This window comes from Streptomyces angustmyceticus, from assembly GCF_040701845.1.
Lineage (GTDB): Bacteria > Actinomycetota > Actinomycetes > Streptomycetales > Streptomycetaceae > Streptomyces > Streptomyces angustmyceticus_A.
In genome coordinates, this window is record NZ_JBFBHQ010000008.1 from 65,268 (window position 1) to 80,989 (window position 15,722).

Below are 15,722 nucleotides of genomic sequence, written 5' to 3' on the forward strand. Positions count from 1 at the left end.
GGCGCGGCGCCCGGGGGACGGCCCTACTCCCCCTGTCCCCCCGACGTCGCCTTGAGGGCCAGCCACAGCTCCATCCGGACATCCGCGTCGTCCAGCGAGCGGCCCAGGATCTCCTCCACCCGCCGCATCCGGTAGCGCAGGGTGTGGCGGTGCACGCCCAGGTCGGCGGCGGCCGCGTCCCACTGGCCGTGCCGGGCGAGCCAGGCGCGCAGCGAGGCCACCAGATCGCCGCGGCCCCGGGCGTCGTGCTCCCGCAGCGCCCGCAGCAGCCCGTCCGCGAAGGCTCGGACGGCGTCGTCGGCGAGCAGCGGCAGCACGGAGCCGGCCGCCACGTCCTCGTGCTCGACCAGCGCTCGGCCTCGGCGGCGGGCCACCGACAGGGCCTGTTCGGCCTGGCGGTAGGCGTTCGCGGCGGCCATCGGCCCGGTCGGCGCCGACAGCCCGACGGCCACGCCCTCGCCGTGGCCCGCCTCGGCCCGCCCCGCCCGGCCGCCCGAGCGCGGCCGGGCACCGGCGCGGGCATCGGCCTCGGCGGCGTACGCGGCACAGGCCTCCGCGGCCGACCCGCCGTCCGCGACCAGCACGATCAGCCGGCCGCCGTCCGGCACGGCCAGTACCGCCTCGCCGGTCCGCGCGGCCGCGGAGTCCATCGCGTCGGCCAGCCCGTCGAGAACCCCCGACTCCCCGGCACCCGCGGACGCCGGGGAGGTCTGCTCCTCGCCGGCCACCGGCTCCGCGACCACCATCCGGAACGGTGCGTCCAGCAGCCCGCCGTAGAGCCGGCCCGCCACCGCCCGGGCATGGTCCGGCTCCCCCGCGAGCAGCATCTTGAGCACCGCGGCACCGAGCCGCTGCTCGGCGTCCTGCAGCGCCCGGGACCGCTCGGTGGTCAGGGTGAGCAGCGCGACCGCGGAGTGCACGGCATAGCGCTCGGCCGTGCCCAGCGGCGCGCCGGTGCCGACCGCGAGCACACCGCGGGCCCGGCGTCCGGTGCCCAGCGACTGCAGTTCGACGCGGTCGTCGCCGTCCGTGTCGCTGACGACCGAGCTGGCGGGGGCGGGCCGCTCGCGCAGCCGCCCGACGTCGTCGCCGAGCCGGGCCGCGCGGCGGGCCGCCCAGTCCGGGGCGGCGGCCACCACCGCGCCCGACGCGTCGTAGAGCGCGGCCCAGCCGTCCAGATGCGCCGCGAGCCGGGCCAGCAGCTCGGCCGGCCCCTCAGCGCTCAGCGCCGCCCGGGTCAGCTCCCGCTGCGCCTCGAACCCGGCGGTCACCGCGCGGTACTGGTCGGCGGCGACAGCGGCCGAGACCGCCTTGCTGATCGCGATGAACGGGGTCCTGCGGGGCACCCCGAGCAGCGGCAGCCCCTGCTCCCCGGCCGCGTCGACCAGGGCCTGCGGCACGCCCTCGTAATTGACCCCGACCGCGAACCCCAGCCCGACGACCCCTGCCTCCGCGACCCGCCGCACATACCTGCGCGTCGCCTCCGCGTCCTCCGCGTCCAGCTTGAGCGCGGTGATCAGCAGCAGTTCCCCGCCCTCCATGTAGGGCACCGGATCGATCAGCTCGCTGGCGTGCGCCCAGCGCACCGGCACGTCGAGACGCCCCTCGCCCGCGAGCACGGTCAGCTTGAGCGCGGTGTGGTTGACCAGGGAAGCGAGGGTGTGCGGCATGGGACCTTCATGACGTCGACGACTGCGAGGGACGACCGGACGGCAACCGGCCACCGACCGGCCGATCGACGACCGGCCGATGACCAGCCAACGACCACCGACGACCGTCGACGACTGCCGCTGACCGGCCACTGACCGATTTTTTACGCCGCCTCGTATGAACGGCCACTGTCGATTCTGCCTCAGCGGACGAATCCGGGGGAGCGCCGGTCCGGCCACATCCGCCCGCCTCCCCGCAACACGCCCCCGGAGGGGACGGCGGGCCCGCCACGGCAAGTGTCATGCCGGGCGCCCCGTCATCGTCCCCGTCGCCCCCGGTCGGCCCCCTCAGGACCGCAGGTCCACCAGCACCGGCGGCGCATGCTCCCCGGCCACCGAGGTCACGGACAGCACGGCATGCCCGGGCGGCACCGAATTGGCGAGATCGGACGCCGACCAGCGCTCCCGCTCCACGGTGCGCACGGTGACGGCCTTGGCGGTGGCCGCCTTGCCGGTGACCAGATGGCGGAAGATGTGGAACGCCTTCATCGCGGCGCCCTCCGCGATGATCTGACGGTCGGTGACATCGCGGGTCTCCACCCACTCCTTGCCCCACACCTCGGCGAACCGGGCACCGTCCCACGTCGTCACGCCGGCGAACGCCATCCGGCAGCCGACCGTGCCGAGCAGCGTGCCGCGCAGCGCGTCGGGGACGTCGTCCAGGGAGCGCAGCGTCAGCACCGCTCCGGCATTCGCCGAGCGCAGCCGCTGCAGCCCGCGCAGCGCCTCCGCCGTGATCGTGTGGGCGGCCTCGTCGAGCACCAGACAGGCGAACAGCGAGCGGTCGCCGCGGGCCACCGCGCACTCGGTGAACTGCGCCAGCACCAGCCGGGCCAGGATCCGCGACGCCTCCGCATGGCCGCGCTCGGGCAGTTCGATACGGACCCGCAGCGGATGGTCCAGGGCGCGCAGGGAGACCTGGCGGGTGCCGCCCGTCGGATCGAAGAAGGCGGCGAAGGCGGGCCGGTCCAGGAGGGCGATGCGGTCGGCGAGGAGCACCCCGACGTCACCGGCGCGCTCCGACTGACGAGCGCGGGCGTCCAGTTCGCGCAGCAGCGTGTCGGCGCCGGCGTCCTGCAGGGCGGTGCGCAGTGCGGACATCGCCCGGGGCGCACCGTCCAGCAGTTCGCGCAGCTCGGGAACGGTCGGGAAGCGGTCGTGGGCGGCCCGGAAGGGGCCGAGCAGCTGGGCCAGGGTGGTCGCGGCACGACGGCTGTCGCCACCCGGCAGCTGCCCCGCGAGATCGCCGACCAGGGCCTCCGCCAGGATGCCGGCCGCCTCGTCGGGATCCGTGGTGCCGCCGTACAGATCGAGGTCGCAGTCCGGGTCCGGCCGGCCGACCCTGACCACCACGTCGAATGCGTCGTCAGGGCCGAGGTCGGATCCGGCCGGGCCGACGACGATCACGGCGGACTGTCCGGCCAGCGCCTGCAGGCACATCGACTCCACCACCGGCTTGACGACCCGGGTGGTCTTGCCGCTGCCGGCCGGCCCCACGGCCAGCAGCGAGGTGCCCAACACCGCGGGGTCCAGGGCACATCCTGCGCCGCGGTGCTGATACGGGTTGCGGTGATGGTCGGCGGCGGTGCCGATCCGGACCTGGTGGGCGAGCAGATCGTGGTGGGCGGTCCGTCGGGGCAGATCACGCCGCCCCGACGGGTGCGCACAGGCCGCCGCGCCGTGCCGCAGCACGGTGTCGGTGAAGGAGGCCAGGGAGTTCTTGCCGGACCGCACCGAGCGCCAGGCACGCTCGATCCTGGCCACATCGACATCGTTCATCCGGCCGGCCCGCGCCTCGTCGGTCAGCTTGTCCGCGGCGTCCGCGGCACCGTGCGCCCGCAGGTCGGGCCACTGGGCCCGGTCGGCGGCGGGGTGGGGTTTGGGGGCAGCGTGGGCGCGGTTGCGGAAGCGGCCGAAAAGCGGCCCCAGGGAACGGCGGACGAGCTCCGGCCAGCGCCCCATTCGGCCGAAGACGACGGCCAGGAGTGCCAGCACCAGCCCGTAGTAGACGTAGGTGGCCCAGACGTAGGCCATTTGGTTGCCGCCGGCCATCCGCCAGGATTCCGGCGTGAGCAGCAGCAACGGCCAGAGCCAGTAACCGCCGAGATAGCTGTTGATCAGCAACGACCACAGCAGCCACCCGCACAGGAACGAGATCACGGCGCCGCTGATCAGCTGCCGTCCGGGGACCCGGTCGGGCTCCTGTGCGGCACGGGGCCGGTGGCCGTAGGTCCAGATGCCGGGTGCGGCCGCCGGGCGCGGGGTGCGCAGCCACTTGAGCACCGGCGGTTCGGGGGCCGCGGGGCCGCCGGGCGCGGTGCCCGGAGGGCCGGCGGGCATGGCCGGCACGGTCGGCCGGGCGGCGGGCGGTGGCGGGGTGCGCGGCGCGGCGGCCGGTGGCGTGGGCGGTGCCGCGGGGCGCGGCACCGCGGGTTCGGGTCGGTGCGCTCCGTCCGGCGGCTGGGGAGCGGTGTGCTCTGCGTCGTGCGTGCCCTCGGTGTCCATCCGGTGCCCCTTGTCCCCCTTGAGCCGTGGCCTGCTGCGTCATGGCGCCGGCGGCCGCGTCGTCCGGCCGCGGTGTCATTGTCATGCCCGCGCTGGTGTCCGCGGCCGCCGGGCGCGCCGCCGCACAATCTACTGGCCGTGGGCCGCCGCTATGTCCGGTGCGGACAACGCAACACGCGCACTTCTCCCGAACGGAACATGCCAGACCCGCCCGGCCGCCCCTAGCCTGCGAGAACAACACCTTTGTACGTTCCCCCGTTCCACTCCAGGAGACTGCCATGACCGAACTGTCCGGAGGCCCGGCCCTCCCCCAGGAGCGTCGCGTCGTCACCGCGATCCCCGGCCCGAAGTCGCAGGAGCTGTGGGCCCGTAAGCAGGCCACGGTGGCCGCCGGCGTCGGCGCCGTGCTGCCCGTCTTCGTCAAGCGCGCGGGCGGCGGTGTCCTGGAGGACGTGGACGGGAACTCCCTGATCGACTTCGGCTCCGGCATCGCGGTGACCTCGGTGGGCAACAGCGCGGAGGCGGTCGTCCGCCGGGCCACCGCGCAGCTCCAGGCCTTCACCCACACCTGTGCCATGGTGGCGCCGTACGAGCCGTACATCGAGGTCTGTGAGCAGCTGGCGGAGCTGACGCCGGGCGACCACGCGAAGAAGTCGGCGCTGTTCAACTCCGGTGCGGAGGCCGTCGAGAACGCCGTCAAGATCGCCCGCGTGCACACCAAGCGCCAGGCGGTCGTCGTCTTCGACCACGGCTACCACGGCCGTACGAACCTCACGATGGCGCTCACCTCCAAGAACATGCCGTACAAGCAGGGCTTCGGCCCGTTCGCGCCCGAGGTCTACCGCGTCCCGGTGGCCTACCCCTACCGCTGGCTGACCGGCCCGGAGAACTGTGCGCAGGAGGCCGCGGACCAGGCCATCTCGCAGATCACCAAGCAGATCGGCGCGGAGAACGTCGCGGCGATCATCATCGAGCCGGTGCTCGGCGAGGGCGGCTTCATCGAGCCGGCCAAGGGCTTCCTGCCGGCCATCGCGAACTTCGCGAAGGAGAACGGCATCGTCTTCGTCGCGGACGAGATCCAGTCCGGCTTCTGCCGTACGGGTCAGTGGTTCGCGTGCGAGGACGAGGGCATCGTCCCCGACCTGATCACGACGGCCAAGGGCATCGCCGGCGGTCTGCCGCTGGCCGCCGTCACCGGCCGCGCCGAGATCATGGACGCGGCGCACGCGGGCGGCCTGGGCGGCACCTACGGCGGCAACCCGGTGGCCTGCGCCGCGGCGCTGGGCTCCATCGAGACCATGCGCGAGCAGGACCTGAACGCCAAGGCCCGGCGGATCGGCGAGGTCATGACGGCCCGCCTGCACGCCATCGCCGAGAAGTACGACGTCATCGGCGAGGTCCGCGGCCGCGGCGCGATGATCGCGATCGAGCTGGTCAAGTCCGGCTCCAAGGAGCCGAACCCGGAGGCCACCGCCGCGCTGGCCAAGGCCTGCCACCAGGAGGGCCTGCTGGTCCTGACCACCGGTACGTACGGCAACGTGCTGCGCTTCCTGCCGCCGCTGGTCATCGGCGAGGACCTGCTCAACGAGGGTCTGGACATCCTCGAGGGCGCCTTCGCCGCGCTCTGAGCGACCCGCACCCCGGGCGCGCCGCGCAGGGCGATCCGCCCGGGTGCTGCGCACAGGTGCTCTCGGCCTGAGCACCGGCGCGGGCAGAACCCCGGCACGGCCCGGGACACGGCAGACGTCGTGTCCCGGGCCGTGCCCTTTCGTGCCCGTGGCGGCCCTCGGCGTCGGTGCCCGAGGACGCGCTCCGCTCCGCGCCCCGCCCCCGGCCGTCCCCTCCCGCCCCTGCCCCTCCCCCGTCCTCACTCCGCCTGTTTTCTGTCCGTTCTGTACTCATTTTCGCGTTCATTTCCGTGCGGACGTGCGTAACTGGAGGCATGGCGTGAAGAAGATGTGCGGGGCCGATGGCGGCCGGGTAATGCGACTGTCGGGTGCGCCCGCCGTGCCGTACGGTTCCTGCAGATGAGAGAAACACCCCGCTCGCAGGGGACTGCGGGCGACGCCCGGTCGGCGCTTCCCCGGTTCCGATCAGGCCGTGCCCTCGCGCACAACACCGGGACCCCTGGCAAAGGGGGCTCCGGGAATCCTCACCGATCGGATGTCCGCCCGCCCCATACCCCCCGGGGCGCGCGGAACACCGGTCAGCGCGGCCGCCTCGGAACCACCCCCCCTGTTCCGAGGCGGCCGACCTTTTTTCCGGGCTCCGCGGACCCGTCGGGTCGCGGTTTCTCCCTCTTCTCACCTCTGACCGCCGGGCTGTTCAGCGCGTTGCTCTTCGCCGTGCTCACCTGGCAGGTGGCCGGTCACGGTCCGCTGCGCGCCCTCGATGAACGGCTCGGCCGCGCCCTTGCCGCCGGAAGCGTTCCCTCCGGGGCCGCCGAGTTCTTCGCCGATCTCGGCAATACGGCGGTGGCACTGCCGGTACTGGTGGTGGTGATGGTGTGGACGGGATGGCTGGGGTGGCAGGGACAACGCGGGTCACGGGGCGGCGGCCGGGACGGCGAGGGCCCGGCCCGTGGGCCCGCTCCGGTGCGCTGGTGGCTGCCGCCGCTCGCCGCCGGCCTCGCACTGGCCGCGGTTCCCGCGCTGGTCGTCCCGCTCAAGCTCTGGATCGCGCGCCCGGGACCGCCGCAGATGGCCGGTGACGCGGCCGCCTTCTACCCGTCGGGGCATGGCGCCACGGCGGCCGTGGCGTACGGCGTGGCCGGGCTGCTGCTGGTCCGCGGCCTACGGGGGACGCGAACCGGCGACGGCACGACCGCCCGTCCGTACGCTCCGGCGGGCACGGCCACTGCCACTGCCACTGCCACTGCCACTGCCACTGCCACTGCCACTGCCACTGCCACTGCCACTGCCACCACGGTCGCCCTCACCGCCGCGGTCGTGCTGCTCAATACGGGCGTCGGCCTCGGCCTGGTGCGCCGGGGCTATCACTGGCCGTTGGACGTGCTCGGCAGCTGGTGCCTGGCCGGGGTGCTGCTCGCCGTGTGGTGCGCGGTGTGCGGCCGGTGGTCCGTCGGGGGCGGGGGCCGAGCGGCGCGCCGGAGGACGACCGGCGAGGCGGGGGCGGACGGGGCCTGAGCCCGGCCGCGGCGGGCCCGCCCGGCGTCCCGCGCGCAAGGGGGAGGCAGGGGCCAGGCGGCGCGCCGGAGGACGGCCGCCCGCGCGGAGGCGGACGAGGCCCGCGGCCCACCGGCCGTACGGGGGAGCGGGCGAGGCCCGCCCGCGGCCCACCGGCCACCCTGCCGCACGCGAAGGAGCGGGCACCCCCGTCGCCCGCCCCCGTCTCACCTCAGCTGTCGAACCCCAGCCCCACCTTGTCCATGGCCTTCAGCCACAGGTTGCGGCGGCCGCCGTGGGTGTCGGCCCGGGTCATGGACCACTGGGTGATGCCGATGCCGGCCCAGCGCAGTGGCTCGGGCGGGAAGGGCAGTGGCTTGCTGCGGACCATTTCCAGCTCCGTGCGCTCGGTGCGCTCGCCCGTGAGCAGGTCGAGCATCACCTCGGCGCCGAAGCGGGTGGCGCCGACGCCGAGGCCGGTGTAGCCGGCGGCGTAGGCGACCCGGCCGGCGTGGGCGGTGCCGAAGAAGGCCGAGAAGCGGGAGCAGGTGTCGATGGCGCCGCCCCAGGTGTGGGTGAAGCGCAGGCCCTCCAACTGCGGGAAGCAGCGGAAGAAGTGCCGGGCGAGCTTCTCGTACGTGGCGGGGTGGTGGTCGAATTCGGCACGGATCCCGCCGCCGTAGCGGTAGACGATGTCGTAGCCGCCCCACAGGATGCGGTTGTCCTCGGTGATGCGGAAGTAGTGGAAGTGGTTGTTGGAGTCCGAGAGGCCCTGGCGGTTCTTCCAGCCGATGGCGGCGAGCTGCTCGTCGGAGAGCGGCTCCGTCATCAGGGCGTGGTCGTAGACCGGGACGATGTACGGGCGGACCCGCTTGACCAGCGACGGGAAGGCGTTGGTGCCGAGCGCGACATGGCGGGCGAAGACCCGGCCGTAGGGGGTGCGGACGGCCATGCCCAGGCCCTCGGAGGCGAGGGCGGTGGCGCGGGTGCGCTCGTAGATGCGGACGCCGAGGCCGAGGCAGGCCTGCTTCAGGCCCCAGGCGAGGCGGGCCGGGTTGAGCATGGCGACGCCGTCGCGGTCCCAGAGGCCGGCGCGGAAGGTCGGCGAGTCGACCTCGGCGCGCAGGGCGTCCTGGTCGAGGAAGGTGTGCCGGTCGAGGCCGAGGCCCGCGGCGTCCTCGGCGAACTCCTCGAGTTCGGCGACCTGGTGGGGCTCGGTGGCGATGTCGATCTCGCCGGTGCGCTCGAAGGCGCAGTCGATGCCGTAGCGGGCGACGGCCTCCTCGATGGCGTCGAGGTTGCGGATGCCGAGCGCTTCGAGGGTGGCCAGCTCCTCGGGCCAGCGGGCCAGGCCGTTGCCGAGGCCGTGGGTGAGGGAGGCGGCGCAGAAGCCGCCGTTGCGCCCGGAGGCCGCCCAGCCGATCTCGGCGCCTTCGATGAGGACGACATCGCGCTGGGGGTCGCGTTCCTTGGCGATCAGCGCGGTCCACAGCCCCGAGTAGCCGCCGCCGACGACGAGCAGGTCGCAGGTCTCGTCGCCGACGAGGGCGGGCCGGGCGGCCGGGCGGTCCTTGTCGGCCAGCCAGAAGGGGGTGGGTTCGGCGTCCGCGAGCGCATGCGCGGCGGACGGGGTCATGGCAGCTCGTGCCATGGTTCTCAGCTCCTCTTGCTCCTCTTGCGGCGGGCACCGGCCAGCTGGCCGACGACTACGCATGCCACGGCGATCAGGAACATCGCCGTGCCGATGACATTGATCTGAACGGGCGTGCCCCGCTGTGCCGATCCCCAGACGAACATGGGGAAGGTGACGGTGGAGCCGGCGTTGAAGTTGGTGATGATGAAGTCGTCGAAGGACAGGGCGAACGACAGCAGGGCGCCGGACGCGATGCCGGGGGCGGCGATCGGCAGCGTCACCCGCAGGAAGGTCTGGACGGGTGAGGCGTAGAGGTCCTGGGCGGCCTGTTCCAGCCGTGGGTCCATGCTCATCACCCGGGCCTTGACGGCGGTGACCACGAAGCTCAGGCAGAACATGATGTGGGCGATGAGGATCGTCCAGAAGCCGAACTGGATGCCCATGTTGAGGAAGAGGGTGGCCAGCGAGGCGGCCATGACGACCTCGGGCATCGCCATCGGCAGGAAGATCAGGGTGTTGACGCCGGCGCGGGCGCGGAAGCGGTAGCGGGCCAGCGCGAACGCGATCATGGTGCCGAGGACGGTCGCGCCGAGGGTGGCCCAGAGCGCGAGCTGCAGGCTCAGGCCGAGCGAACCGCACAGGTCGGCGACGCCGCACGGATCGCTCCAGGCGTCCGTGGAGAAGCGCTGCCACTGGTAGTTGAAGCGGCCGTTGGGCTTGTTGAAGGAGAAGACCATCACCACGAGGTTCGGCAGGACCAGATAGCCCAGCGTGCACAGGCCGGCGAGGGTGACGATGTTGCGGCGCAGCCAGCGCAGGCCACGGTTCGGGGTGCGGGCCGCGGTGGCTTCGGTGGTCTCGTGGACGGCCATCAGACCAGGTCCTCCGTCCCGGACTTGCGGATGTAGATCGTGACCATGGCGAGGATGGCCGCCATGAGGAGGAAGGAGAGGGCGGCGGCGGTCGGGTAGTCCAGGACCCGCAGGAACTGCGACTGGATGACGTTGCCGATCATCTTCTGGTCGGTGGAGCCCAGCAGTTCGGCGTTGATGTAGTCGCCGGCGGCCGGGATGAAGGTGAGCAGGGTGCCCGCGACGACGCCCGGCATGGACAGCGGGAAGGTCACCCGGCGGAAGGTGGTGGACGGGCGGGCGTAGAGGTCGCCGGCGGCCTCGTGGAGGCGCGGGTCGATGCGCTCCAGCGAGGTGTAGAGCGGCAGGACCATGAACGGCAGGAAGTTGTAGGTCAGTCCGCAGACCACGGCGAGCGGGGTGGCGAGCACCCGCTGCCCTTCGGTGACGCCCAGCCAGCTGGTGACGTCCAGGACGTGCAGCGAGTTCAGGACGCCGACGACCGGACCGCCGTCGGCCAGGATCGTCTTCCAGGCGAGCGTACGGATCAGGAAGCTGGTGAAGAACGGGGCGATGACCAGGATCATCACGACGTTCCGCCAGCGCCCGGCCTTGAAGGCGATGAGGTAGGCCAGCGGGTAGCCCAGGAGCAGGCAGAGCACGGTGGCGGTGGCGGCGTAGAGCACGGAGCGCACGAACTGCGGCCAGTACTCGCCGAGCGCGTCCCAGTACGTCGCGAAGTGCCAGGTGACCTTGAAGCCCTCTTCGAGGGAGCCGGTCTGGATCGAGGTCGACGCCTGGTAGACGAGCGGGGCGGCGAAGAAGACGATCAGCCACAGGATGCCGGGGAGCAGCAGCCAGTAGGGGACGAGGCGCTTGCGGGCGGGGGTCTTGCGCAGGGCGGTGGCCGCGGCCTCGGTCTGCCCGTCCGGTGGCGCGGGTGTCTCGGTCGTGGTCACGCGGCCTCCTCGTCGAGGTCCGCGCCGGCCTGCCGGTCCTGGGCGGCGTCCAGTCCGAAGGTGTGCGCCGGGCTCCAGTGCAGGACGACCTCGGCGCCGGGGACCAGGCGCCCGTCGCGCTCGATGTTCTGCTCGTAGACGGCGAGTTCGCCCAGGCCCGGGGCCTCGATCACGTACTGGGTGGAGACGCCGATGAAGCTGGCGTCCTTGATGCGCGCGGGCAGGCGGTTGCGGCCGTCGGCGATGGACCCGGCGTCGTCGGCGTGCGCCAGGGCCACCTTCTCGGGCCGGACGCCGGCGAGCACCTTCTCGCCGGTGCGGGCCGGGGCGCTGCACCGTCCCGCGGGCAGCCGGAGCTTGGCGTCACCGGCCTTGAGCAGCAGTTCCTCGCCGCCGGCCTCGACGACCTCGGCCTCGATGAGGTTGGAGGTGCCCAGGAAGTTGGCGACGAAGGTGGTGGCGGGGTTCTCGTAGAGGTCGGCGGGGGCGCCGAGCTGTTCGACCCGGCCGCCGTTCATCACGGCCACGGTGTCGGCCATCGTCATGGCCTCCTCCTGGTCGTGGGTGACGTGCACGAAGGTGATGCCGACCTCGGTCTGGATGCGCTTGAGCTCCAACTGCATCTGGCGGCGCAGCTTGAGGTCGAGGGCGCCCAGCGGCTCGTCGAGGAGCAGTACCTGCGGGTGGTTGATCAGTGCGCGGGCGACCGCGACGCGCTGCTGCTGGCCGCCGGAGAGCTGCTGCGGCTTGCGGCGGGCCATCGGGCCGAGCTGGACGAGGTCGAGCATCTCCTCGACCTGCTTCTTGACGGACTTGATGCCGCGGCGGCGCAGCCCGAAGGCGACGTTCTCGTAGATGTCCAGGTGCGGGAAGAGCGCGTAGTTCTGGAAGACGGTGTTGACCTGCCGCTTGTAGGGCGGCAGGACGGTGACGTCGCGGCCCGACAGTTCGACGGTGCCGGTGGTGGGCTCCTCCAGTCCGGCGATCATGCGCAGGGTGGTGGTCTTGCCGCAGCCCGAGGCGCCCAGCAGCGCGAAGAAGGAGCCCGCGGGGACGGTCAGGTCGAGCGGATGGACGGCGGTGAAGGAGCCGTAGGTCTTGCTTATCCCGTGGAGGCGGACGTCGCCGCCACTGCTCTGGGGGGTCGCGGAGTGGGTCATGTCGGTCGTCCCGGGGGTCGGAGGGCGAAGCGGCTCGGGCGGGCCAGGGAGGTGGGGGTCAGGCGCCGGTGAGGTCGGAGAACTTCTGGGCGAACTCCTTGTTCTCCTTGGCGCTCAGGGCGCGGAAGGAGTGGGAGCGGGCGGCCATCTCCTTGTCCGGCAGGATCAGCGGGTTCTCCGCCGCCTTCTTGTCGATCTTGGCAAGCTCCTCGCGCACCCCGTCGACGGGGCAGGCGTAGTTGATGTACGCCGCGAGCCGGGCCGCCGCCTTCGGCTCGTAGAAGTAGTCGATGAGCCGTTCGGCGTTCTGCTTGTGGCGGGCCTTGTTCGGCACCATGAGGTTGTCGGTGGACGTCATGTAGCCGGACTTGGGGATGGCGTAGGCGATGTCCGGGTTGTCGTTCTGGAGCTGGACGATGTCGCCCGCCCAGGCCACACAGGCGGCCAGATCGCCCTTGTCCAGGTCCGTGGTGTAGTCGTTGCCGGTGAAGCGGCGTATCTGCTTGGAGTCGACGCCCTTCTGGAGCCGGGCGAGGGCCGCGTCGTAGTCGTCCGCGGTGACGTCCTCGGGCCGCTTGCCCATGTCCAGCAGCGTCAGGCCGACGCTGTCGCGCATCTCGGAGAGGAAGCCGACCCGGCCCTTGAGCTGCGGGTCCTCCAGCAGCTGGCTGACGGAGTCGACCTTCTTCCCGCCGGTGGCCTTCTTGTTGTACGCGATGAGCGCCGGGATGCCCTGCCACACGTAGGAGTGCGCGCGGCCCGGGTCCCAGGCGGGGTCGCGGTACTGGGCCGAGAGGTTGGCGTAGGCGTGCGGCAGGTTGGCCGGGTCCAGCTGCTGGATCCAGCCGAGGGAGATCATCCGTGCGCACATCCAGTCGGTGAGCACGATCAGATCGCGGCCGGTGTCCTGGCCGGCCGCCAGCTGGGCCTGGATCTTGCCGAAGAACTCGTCGTTGTCGTTGATGTCCTCGGTGTATTTGACGGCGATGCCGGTGCGCCGGGTGAAGCGCTCCAGGGTCGGCCGGTGCTTGCCGTCCTCGCTGACGTCCATGTACTCGGTCCAGTTGGAGAAGCTGAGGCGCTTCTCCGCCGTGGAATGGTCCTGGGAGCGGCCGGCGTCCGTACGGCCCGCGGGCGGGATCCCGCAGGACGCCAGGGCGCCGAGGCCGCCGATCGTGGCCGCCATGGCGCCGCCCGCGCGCAGCAGCGAGCGGCGGGTCATGGCGAGCCGGCCGTTCGTCGCACTGCGGCGCATGGCGATGAGTTCTGCCGGGGACAGGGGTTCGGGCTGCTCGTGGTGCTCCATGCGCGGTGCCCTTTCAGGGGATGAGCCCGGCGCGCGGCCGGTGGTGACGAGGCCCGCGGCGCCGGCCGCAGGAGAGGGGCCCGGGGGCCCGGCGGGGCGTCCCTTACGGGCGGTCCCCGAAGACCGTGCGGTGCCAGTCCTTGCGGGCCACCGCGGTGTTGTCGTACATGACGTGCTTGACCTGGGTGTACTCCTCGAAGGAGTAGGCCGACATGTCCTTGCCGAAGCCCGAGGCCTTGGCCCCGCCGTGCGGCATCTCGCTGATGATCGGGATGTGGTCGTTGACCCAGACGCAGCCCGCGTGGATCTCGCGGGTGGCGCGCCCGGTGCGGTAGACGTCCCGGCTCCAGGCGGAGGCGGCGAGCCCGTAGGGGGTGTCGTTGGCCAGCGCGATGCCCTCGTCGTCGCTGTCGAAGGGCAGCACGACCAGCACCGGGCCGAAGATCTCGGACTGCACGATCTCGCTGTCCTGCGCGGCCCCGGCGATCAGCGTGGGCCGGTAGTAGGCGCCCTTGGCCAGCTCGCCCCGGGGTGCCTCGCCGCCGGTGACGACGGTGGCGTAGCCGCGCGCCCGGTCCACGAAGCCGGCCACCCGGTCGCGCTGCGTGTGGGAGATCAGCGGGCCCAGGTCGGTGGCGGGGTCGAAGGGGTCGCCGAGCCGTACGGTCGCCATCAGGTCGGCGACGCCGCTGACGAAGGCGTCGTAGAGCGGGCGCTGGACGTAGGCGCGGGTGGCGGCGGTGCAGTCCTGGCCGGTGTTGATCAGCGAGCCGGCGACCGCGCCGTGGACGGCGGCCTCCAGGTCCGCGTCGTCGAAGACCACGAAGGGGGCCTTGCCGCCGAGTTCGAGGTGCAGCCGCTTGACGGTGCCGGTGGCGATCTCGGCGACGCGCTTGCCGACGCCGGTCGAGCCGGTGAAGGAGGTCATCGCCACGGAGCGGTGGCCCACCAGGTGCTCACCGGCGTCCCGGCCCGCCCCGGAGACGATGTTGAGGACGCCGTCGGGCAGCCCGGCACGCTGTGCGGCCTGCGCGAACAGCAGCGAGGTGAAGGGGGTGATCTCGGCGGGCTTGAGGACGATGGTGTTGCCCGCGGCGATGGCCGGCAGCACCTTCCAGGCGGCCATCTGCAGCGGATAGTTCCACGGCGCGATGGAGCCGACGACGCCGATGGGCTCGCGGCGGATGACCGAGGTGTGATCGGGGCTGTATTCGCCGGCCGCCTTGCCCTCCAGATGACGGGCGGCACCCGCGAAGAACGCGGCGTTGTCGATCGAACCCGGTACGTCGAACTCCTCGCTGAGCTTGATCGGCTTTCCGCAGTTCAGCGATTCGGCGGCGGCGAGATCGGCGGCGTCCTCGGCGAGCGCGGCCGCGAAGCGGTGCAGGGTGTCGGAGCGCTCACCGGGCGTGGCGCCGCCCCACTCGGGAAAGGCCTGCTCCGCGGCCTGTACGGCGGCGTCCACATCCGCCGTACCCGCGAGTTCGTAGGAGTACACCGTCTCGCCTGTCGCCGGGTCCACGACGGCCTGGGTGCGGCCGGAACTGCCGCTGCGGAGACTGCCTGCGATGAATTGGGCGCCCTCGGCGAACCGCTCGGTGGCATCGAATCGGTGATCCATGGTGCTCTCCTCCGCCGGGCACCGAGGCCGCTCAGCGGCACTGCCTGGCGTAGCTATTTCCGGAATCGATGGCTGATCTTGACAGAGTAGAAGGGTCTCAACAAGGGATTCCGTTGTTGCCTTTTGGTTACGCGACGAATTCTGCGATTCTCGCGGTATCAGCCCCGACACGTTGTCAGTGCCCGCTGACAGAATCCCGGCATGATGCACGACAGCGCGGGGATCACCACGGGGGAGGCGGCCGGGCACGCCGCGGACGGGCCGCGTTCGGTCGAGGAACTCCGGCGCGCGGCCGCCGCCGGCCGGCGCGTCAGGTATGTCCCTTTCTGGGGTCACGGCCCCCGGCGCGACGGCAGCCTCGGCGTGAGCTGCTTCAGCCAGTGGTGGCCCTCCCCCTTCACCGTCGGCGGGGTCCGCTACGCCACCGCCGAACACTGGATGATGGCCGGCAAGGCCCGGCTGTTCTCCGACGCGGAGGCGGAGCGGCACGTCCTCGCGGCGCGGCATCCCCGGCAGGCCAAGGACGCCGGGCGCCGGGTCCGCGGCTTCGACGAGGAGATATGGCGGCAGCACCGCTTCGCCCTGGTCGTCGAGGGCAGCGTCCACAAATTCGGCCAGGACGCCGCCCTGCGGGAGTTCCTGCTGGGCACGAACTCCCGGGTGCTGGTGGAGGCCAGCCCGGTGGACCGGATATGGGGCATCGGCCTGGCCGCCGATGACGAGCGCGCAGCGGACCCCGCCCGCTGGCGGGGCCTGAATCTGCTGGGCTTCGCGCTGATGGCGGCGCGGCAGACCCTGCGGGAACGGGACGGGCGGGAGCCGTAGGCCGGTCCGGGCCCGGGCCGGTGGGCGG

At 72.5% G+C, this 15,722-nt stretch carries 11 protein-coding genes; 3 read left to right on the top strand and 8 right to left on the bottom strand.

Annotated elements, in window-relative coordinates; genetic code table 11:
- Positions 1 to 23 precede the first annotated feature (23 nt).
- Positions 24 to 1,670 (bottom strand): PucR family transcriptional regulator, encoded by a 1,647-nt coding sequence (locus AB0411_RS19715; RefSeq protein ID WP_366418575.1) that lies wholly within the window; start codon positions 1,668 to 1,670, stop codon positions 24 to 26.
- 327 nt (positions 1,671 to 1,997) lie between these two features.
- A complete protein-coding gene (locus AB0411_RS19720) occupies positions 1,998 to 4,214 on the bottom strand; it encodes an ATP-binding protein (protein WP_366418576.1) in 2,217 nt (738 codons plus the stop codon).
- Between the two features lie 278 nt (positions 4,215 to 4,492).
- On the opposite strand from AB0411_RS19720, the gene gabT reads away from it, so the two are divergent.
- Together gabT and AB0411_RS19730 are read left to right on the top strand one after the other, a co-directional pair.
- Entirely contained in the window at positions 4,493 to 5,842 is a 1,350-nt protein-coding gene (gene gabT / locus AB0411_RS19725; RefSeq protein WP_366418577.1) for a 4-aminobutyrate--2-oxoglutarate transaminase, read from the top strand.
- Between the two features lie 717 nt (positions 5,843 to 6,559).
- Entirely contained in the window at positions 6,560 to 7,360 is an 801-nt protein-coding gene (locus AB0411_RS19730) for a phosphatase PAP2 family protein (RefSeq protein ID WP_366418578.1), read from the top strand.
- A 211-nt stretch (positions 7,361 to 7,571) separates the two neighbouring features.
- On the opposite strand, the gene AB0411_RS19735 is transcribed toward AB0411_RS19730, so the two are convergent.
- The 6 genes from AB0411_RS19735 to AB0411_RS19760 all read right to left on the bottom strand — a co-directional run bounded on the left by AB0411_RS19735 (position 7,572) and on the right by AB0411_RS19760 (position 14,869).
- On the bottom strand, positions 7,572 to 8,990 hold the full coding sequence (locus AB0411_RS19735; protein WP_403149639.1) for an NAD(P)/FAD-dependent oxidoreductase: 1,419 nt from the start codon (positions 8,988 to 8,990) through the stop codon (positions 7,572 to 7,574).
- 5 nt (positions 8,991 to 8,995) lie between these two features.
- Positions 8,996 to 9,844 (bottom strand): ABC transporter permease, encoded by an 849-nt coding sequence (locus AB0411_RS19740; RefSeq protein WP_086718798.1) that lies wholly within the window; start codon positions 9,842 to 9,844, stop codon positions 8,996 to 8,998.
- Positions 9,844 to 10,782 (bottom strand): ABC transporter permease, encoded by a 939-nt coding sequence (locus AB0411_RS19745; RefSeq protein WP_366418579.1) that lies wholly within the window; start codon positions 10,780 to 10,782, stop codon positions 9,844 to 9,846. Before AB0411_RS19745 ends, AB0411_RS19740 begins: the two co-directional genes overlap by 1 nt.
- A complete protein-coding gene (locus AB0411_RS19750; RefSeq protein ID WP_366418580.1) occupies positions 10,779 to 11,942 on the bottom strand; it encodes an ABC transporter ATP-binding protein in 1,164 nt (387 codons plus the stop codon). Before AB0411_RS19750 ends, AB0411_RS19745 begins: the two co-directional genes overlap by 4 nt.
- A gap of 58 nt (positions 11,943 to 12,000) precedes the next feature.
- The gene (locus tag AB0411_RS19755) at positions 12,001 to 13,248 is read right to left on the bottom strand and encodes an ABC transporter substrate-binding protein (protein ID WP_366418581.1); all 1,248 of its coding nucleotides are present in this window, start codon (positions 13,246 to 13,248) and stop codon (positions 12,001 to 12,003) included.
- Between the two features lie 103 nt (positions 13,249 to 13,351).
- Positions 13,352 to 14,869 carry a gamma-aminobutyraldehyde dehydrogenase gene (locus tag AB0411_RS19760; RefSeq protein ID WP_366418582.1) on the bottom strand — a complete coding sequence of 506 codons (1,518 nt, stop codon included), beginning with the start codon at positions 14,867 to 14,869 and terminating at the stop codon, positions 13,352 to 13,354.
- A 201-nt stretch (positions 14,870 to 15,070) separates the two neighbouring features.
- On the opposite strand from AB0411_RS19760, the gene AB0411_RS19765 reads away from it, so the two are divergent.
- The gene (locus AB0411_RS19765) at positions 15,071 to 15,694 is read left to right on the top strand and encodes an NADAR family protein (protein ID WP_366418583.1); all 624 of its coding nucleotides are present in this window, start codon (positions 15,071 to 15,073) and stop codon (positions 15,692 to 15,694) included.
- Positions 15,695 to 15,722 lie beyond the last annotated feature (28 nt).

Coding starts and splice junctions, on each gene's coding strand:
- AB0411_RS19760 (WP_366418582.1), bottom strand. CDS start 14,869: ATGGATCACCGATTCGATGCCACCGAGCGGTTCGCCGAGGGCGCCCAA.
- AB0411_RS19735 (WP_403149639.1), bottom strand. CDS start 8,990: ATGGCACGAGCTGCCATGACCCCGTCCGCCGCGCATGCGCTCGCGGAC.
- AB0411_RS19740 (WP_086718798.1), bottom strand. CDS start 9,844: ATGGCCGTCCACGAGACCACCGAAGCCACCGCGGCCCGCACCCCGAAC.
- AB0411_RS19720 (WP_366418576.1), bottom strand. CDS start 4,214: ATGGACACCGAGGGCACGCACGACGCAGAGCACACCGCTCCCCAGCCG.
- AB0411_RS19755 (WP_366418581.1), bottom strand. CDS start 13,248: ATGGAGCACCACGAGCAGCCCGAACCCCTGTCCCCGGCAGAACTCATC.
- AB0411_RS19715 (WP_366418575.1), bottom strand. CDS start 1,670: ATGCCGCACACCCTCGCTTCCCTGGTCAACCACACCGCGCTCAAGCTG.
- AB0411_RS19765 (WP_366418583.1), top strand. CDS start 15,071: ATGATGCACGACAGCGCGGGGATCACCACGGGGGAGGCGGCCGGGCAC.
- AB0411_RS19750 (WP_366418580.1), bottom strand. CDS start 11,942: ATGACCCACTCCGCGACCCCCCAGAGCAGTGGCGGCGACGTCCGCCTC.
- gabT (WP_366418577.1), top strand. CDS start 4,493: ATGACCGAACTGTCCGGAGGCCCGGCCCTCCCCCAGGAGCGTCGCGTC.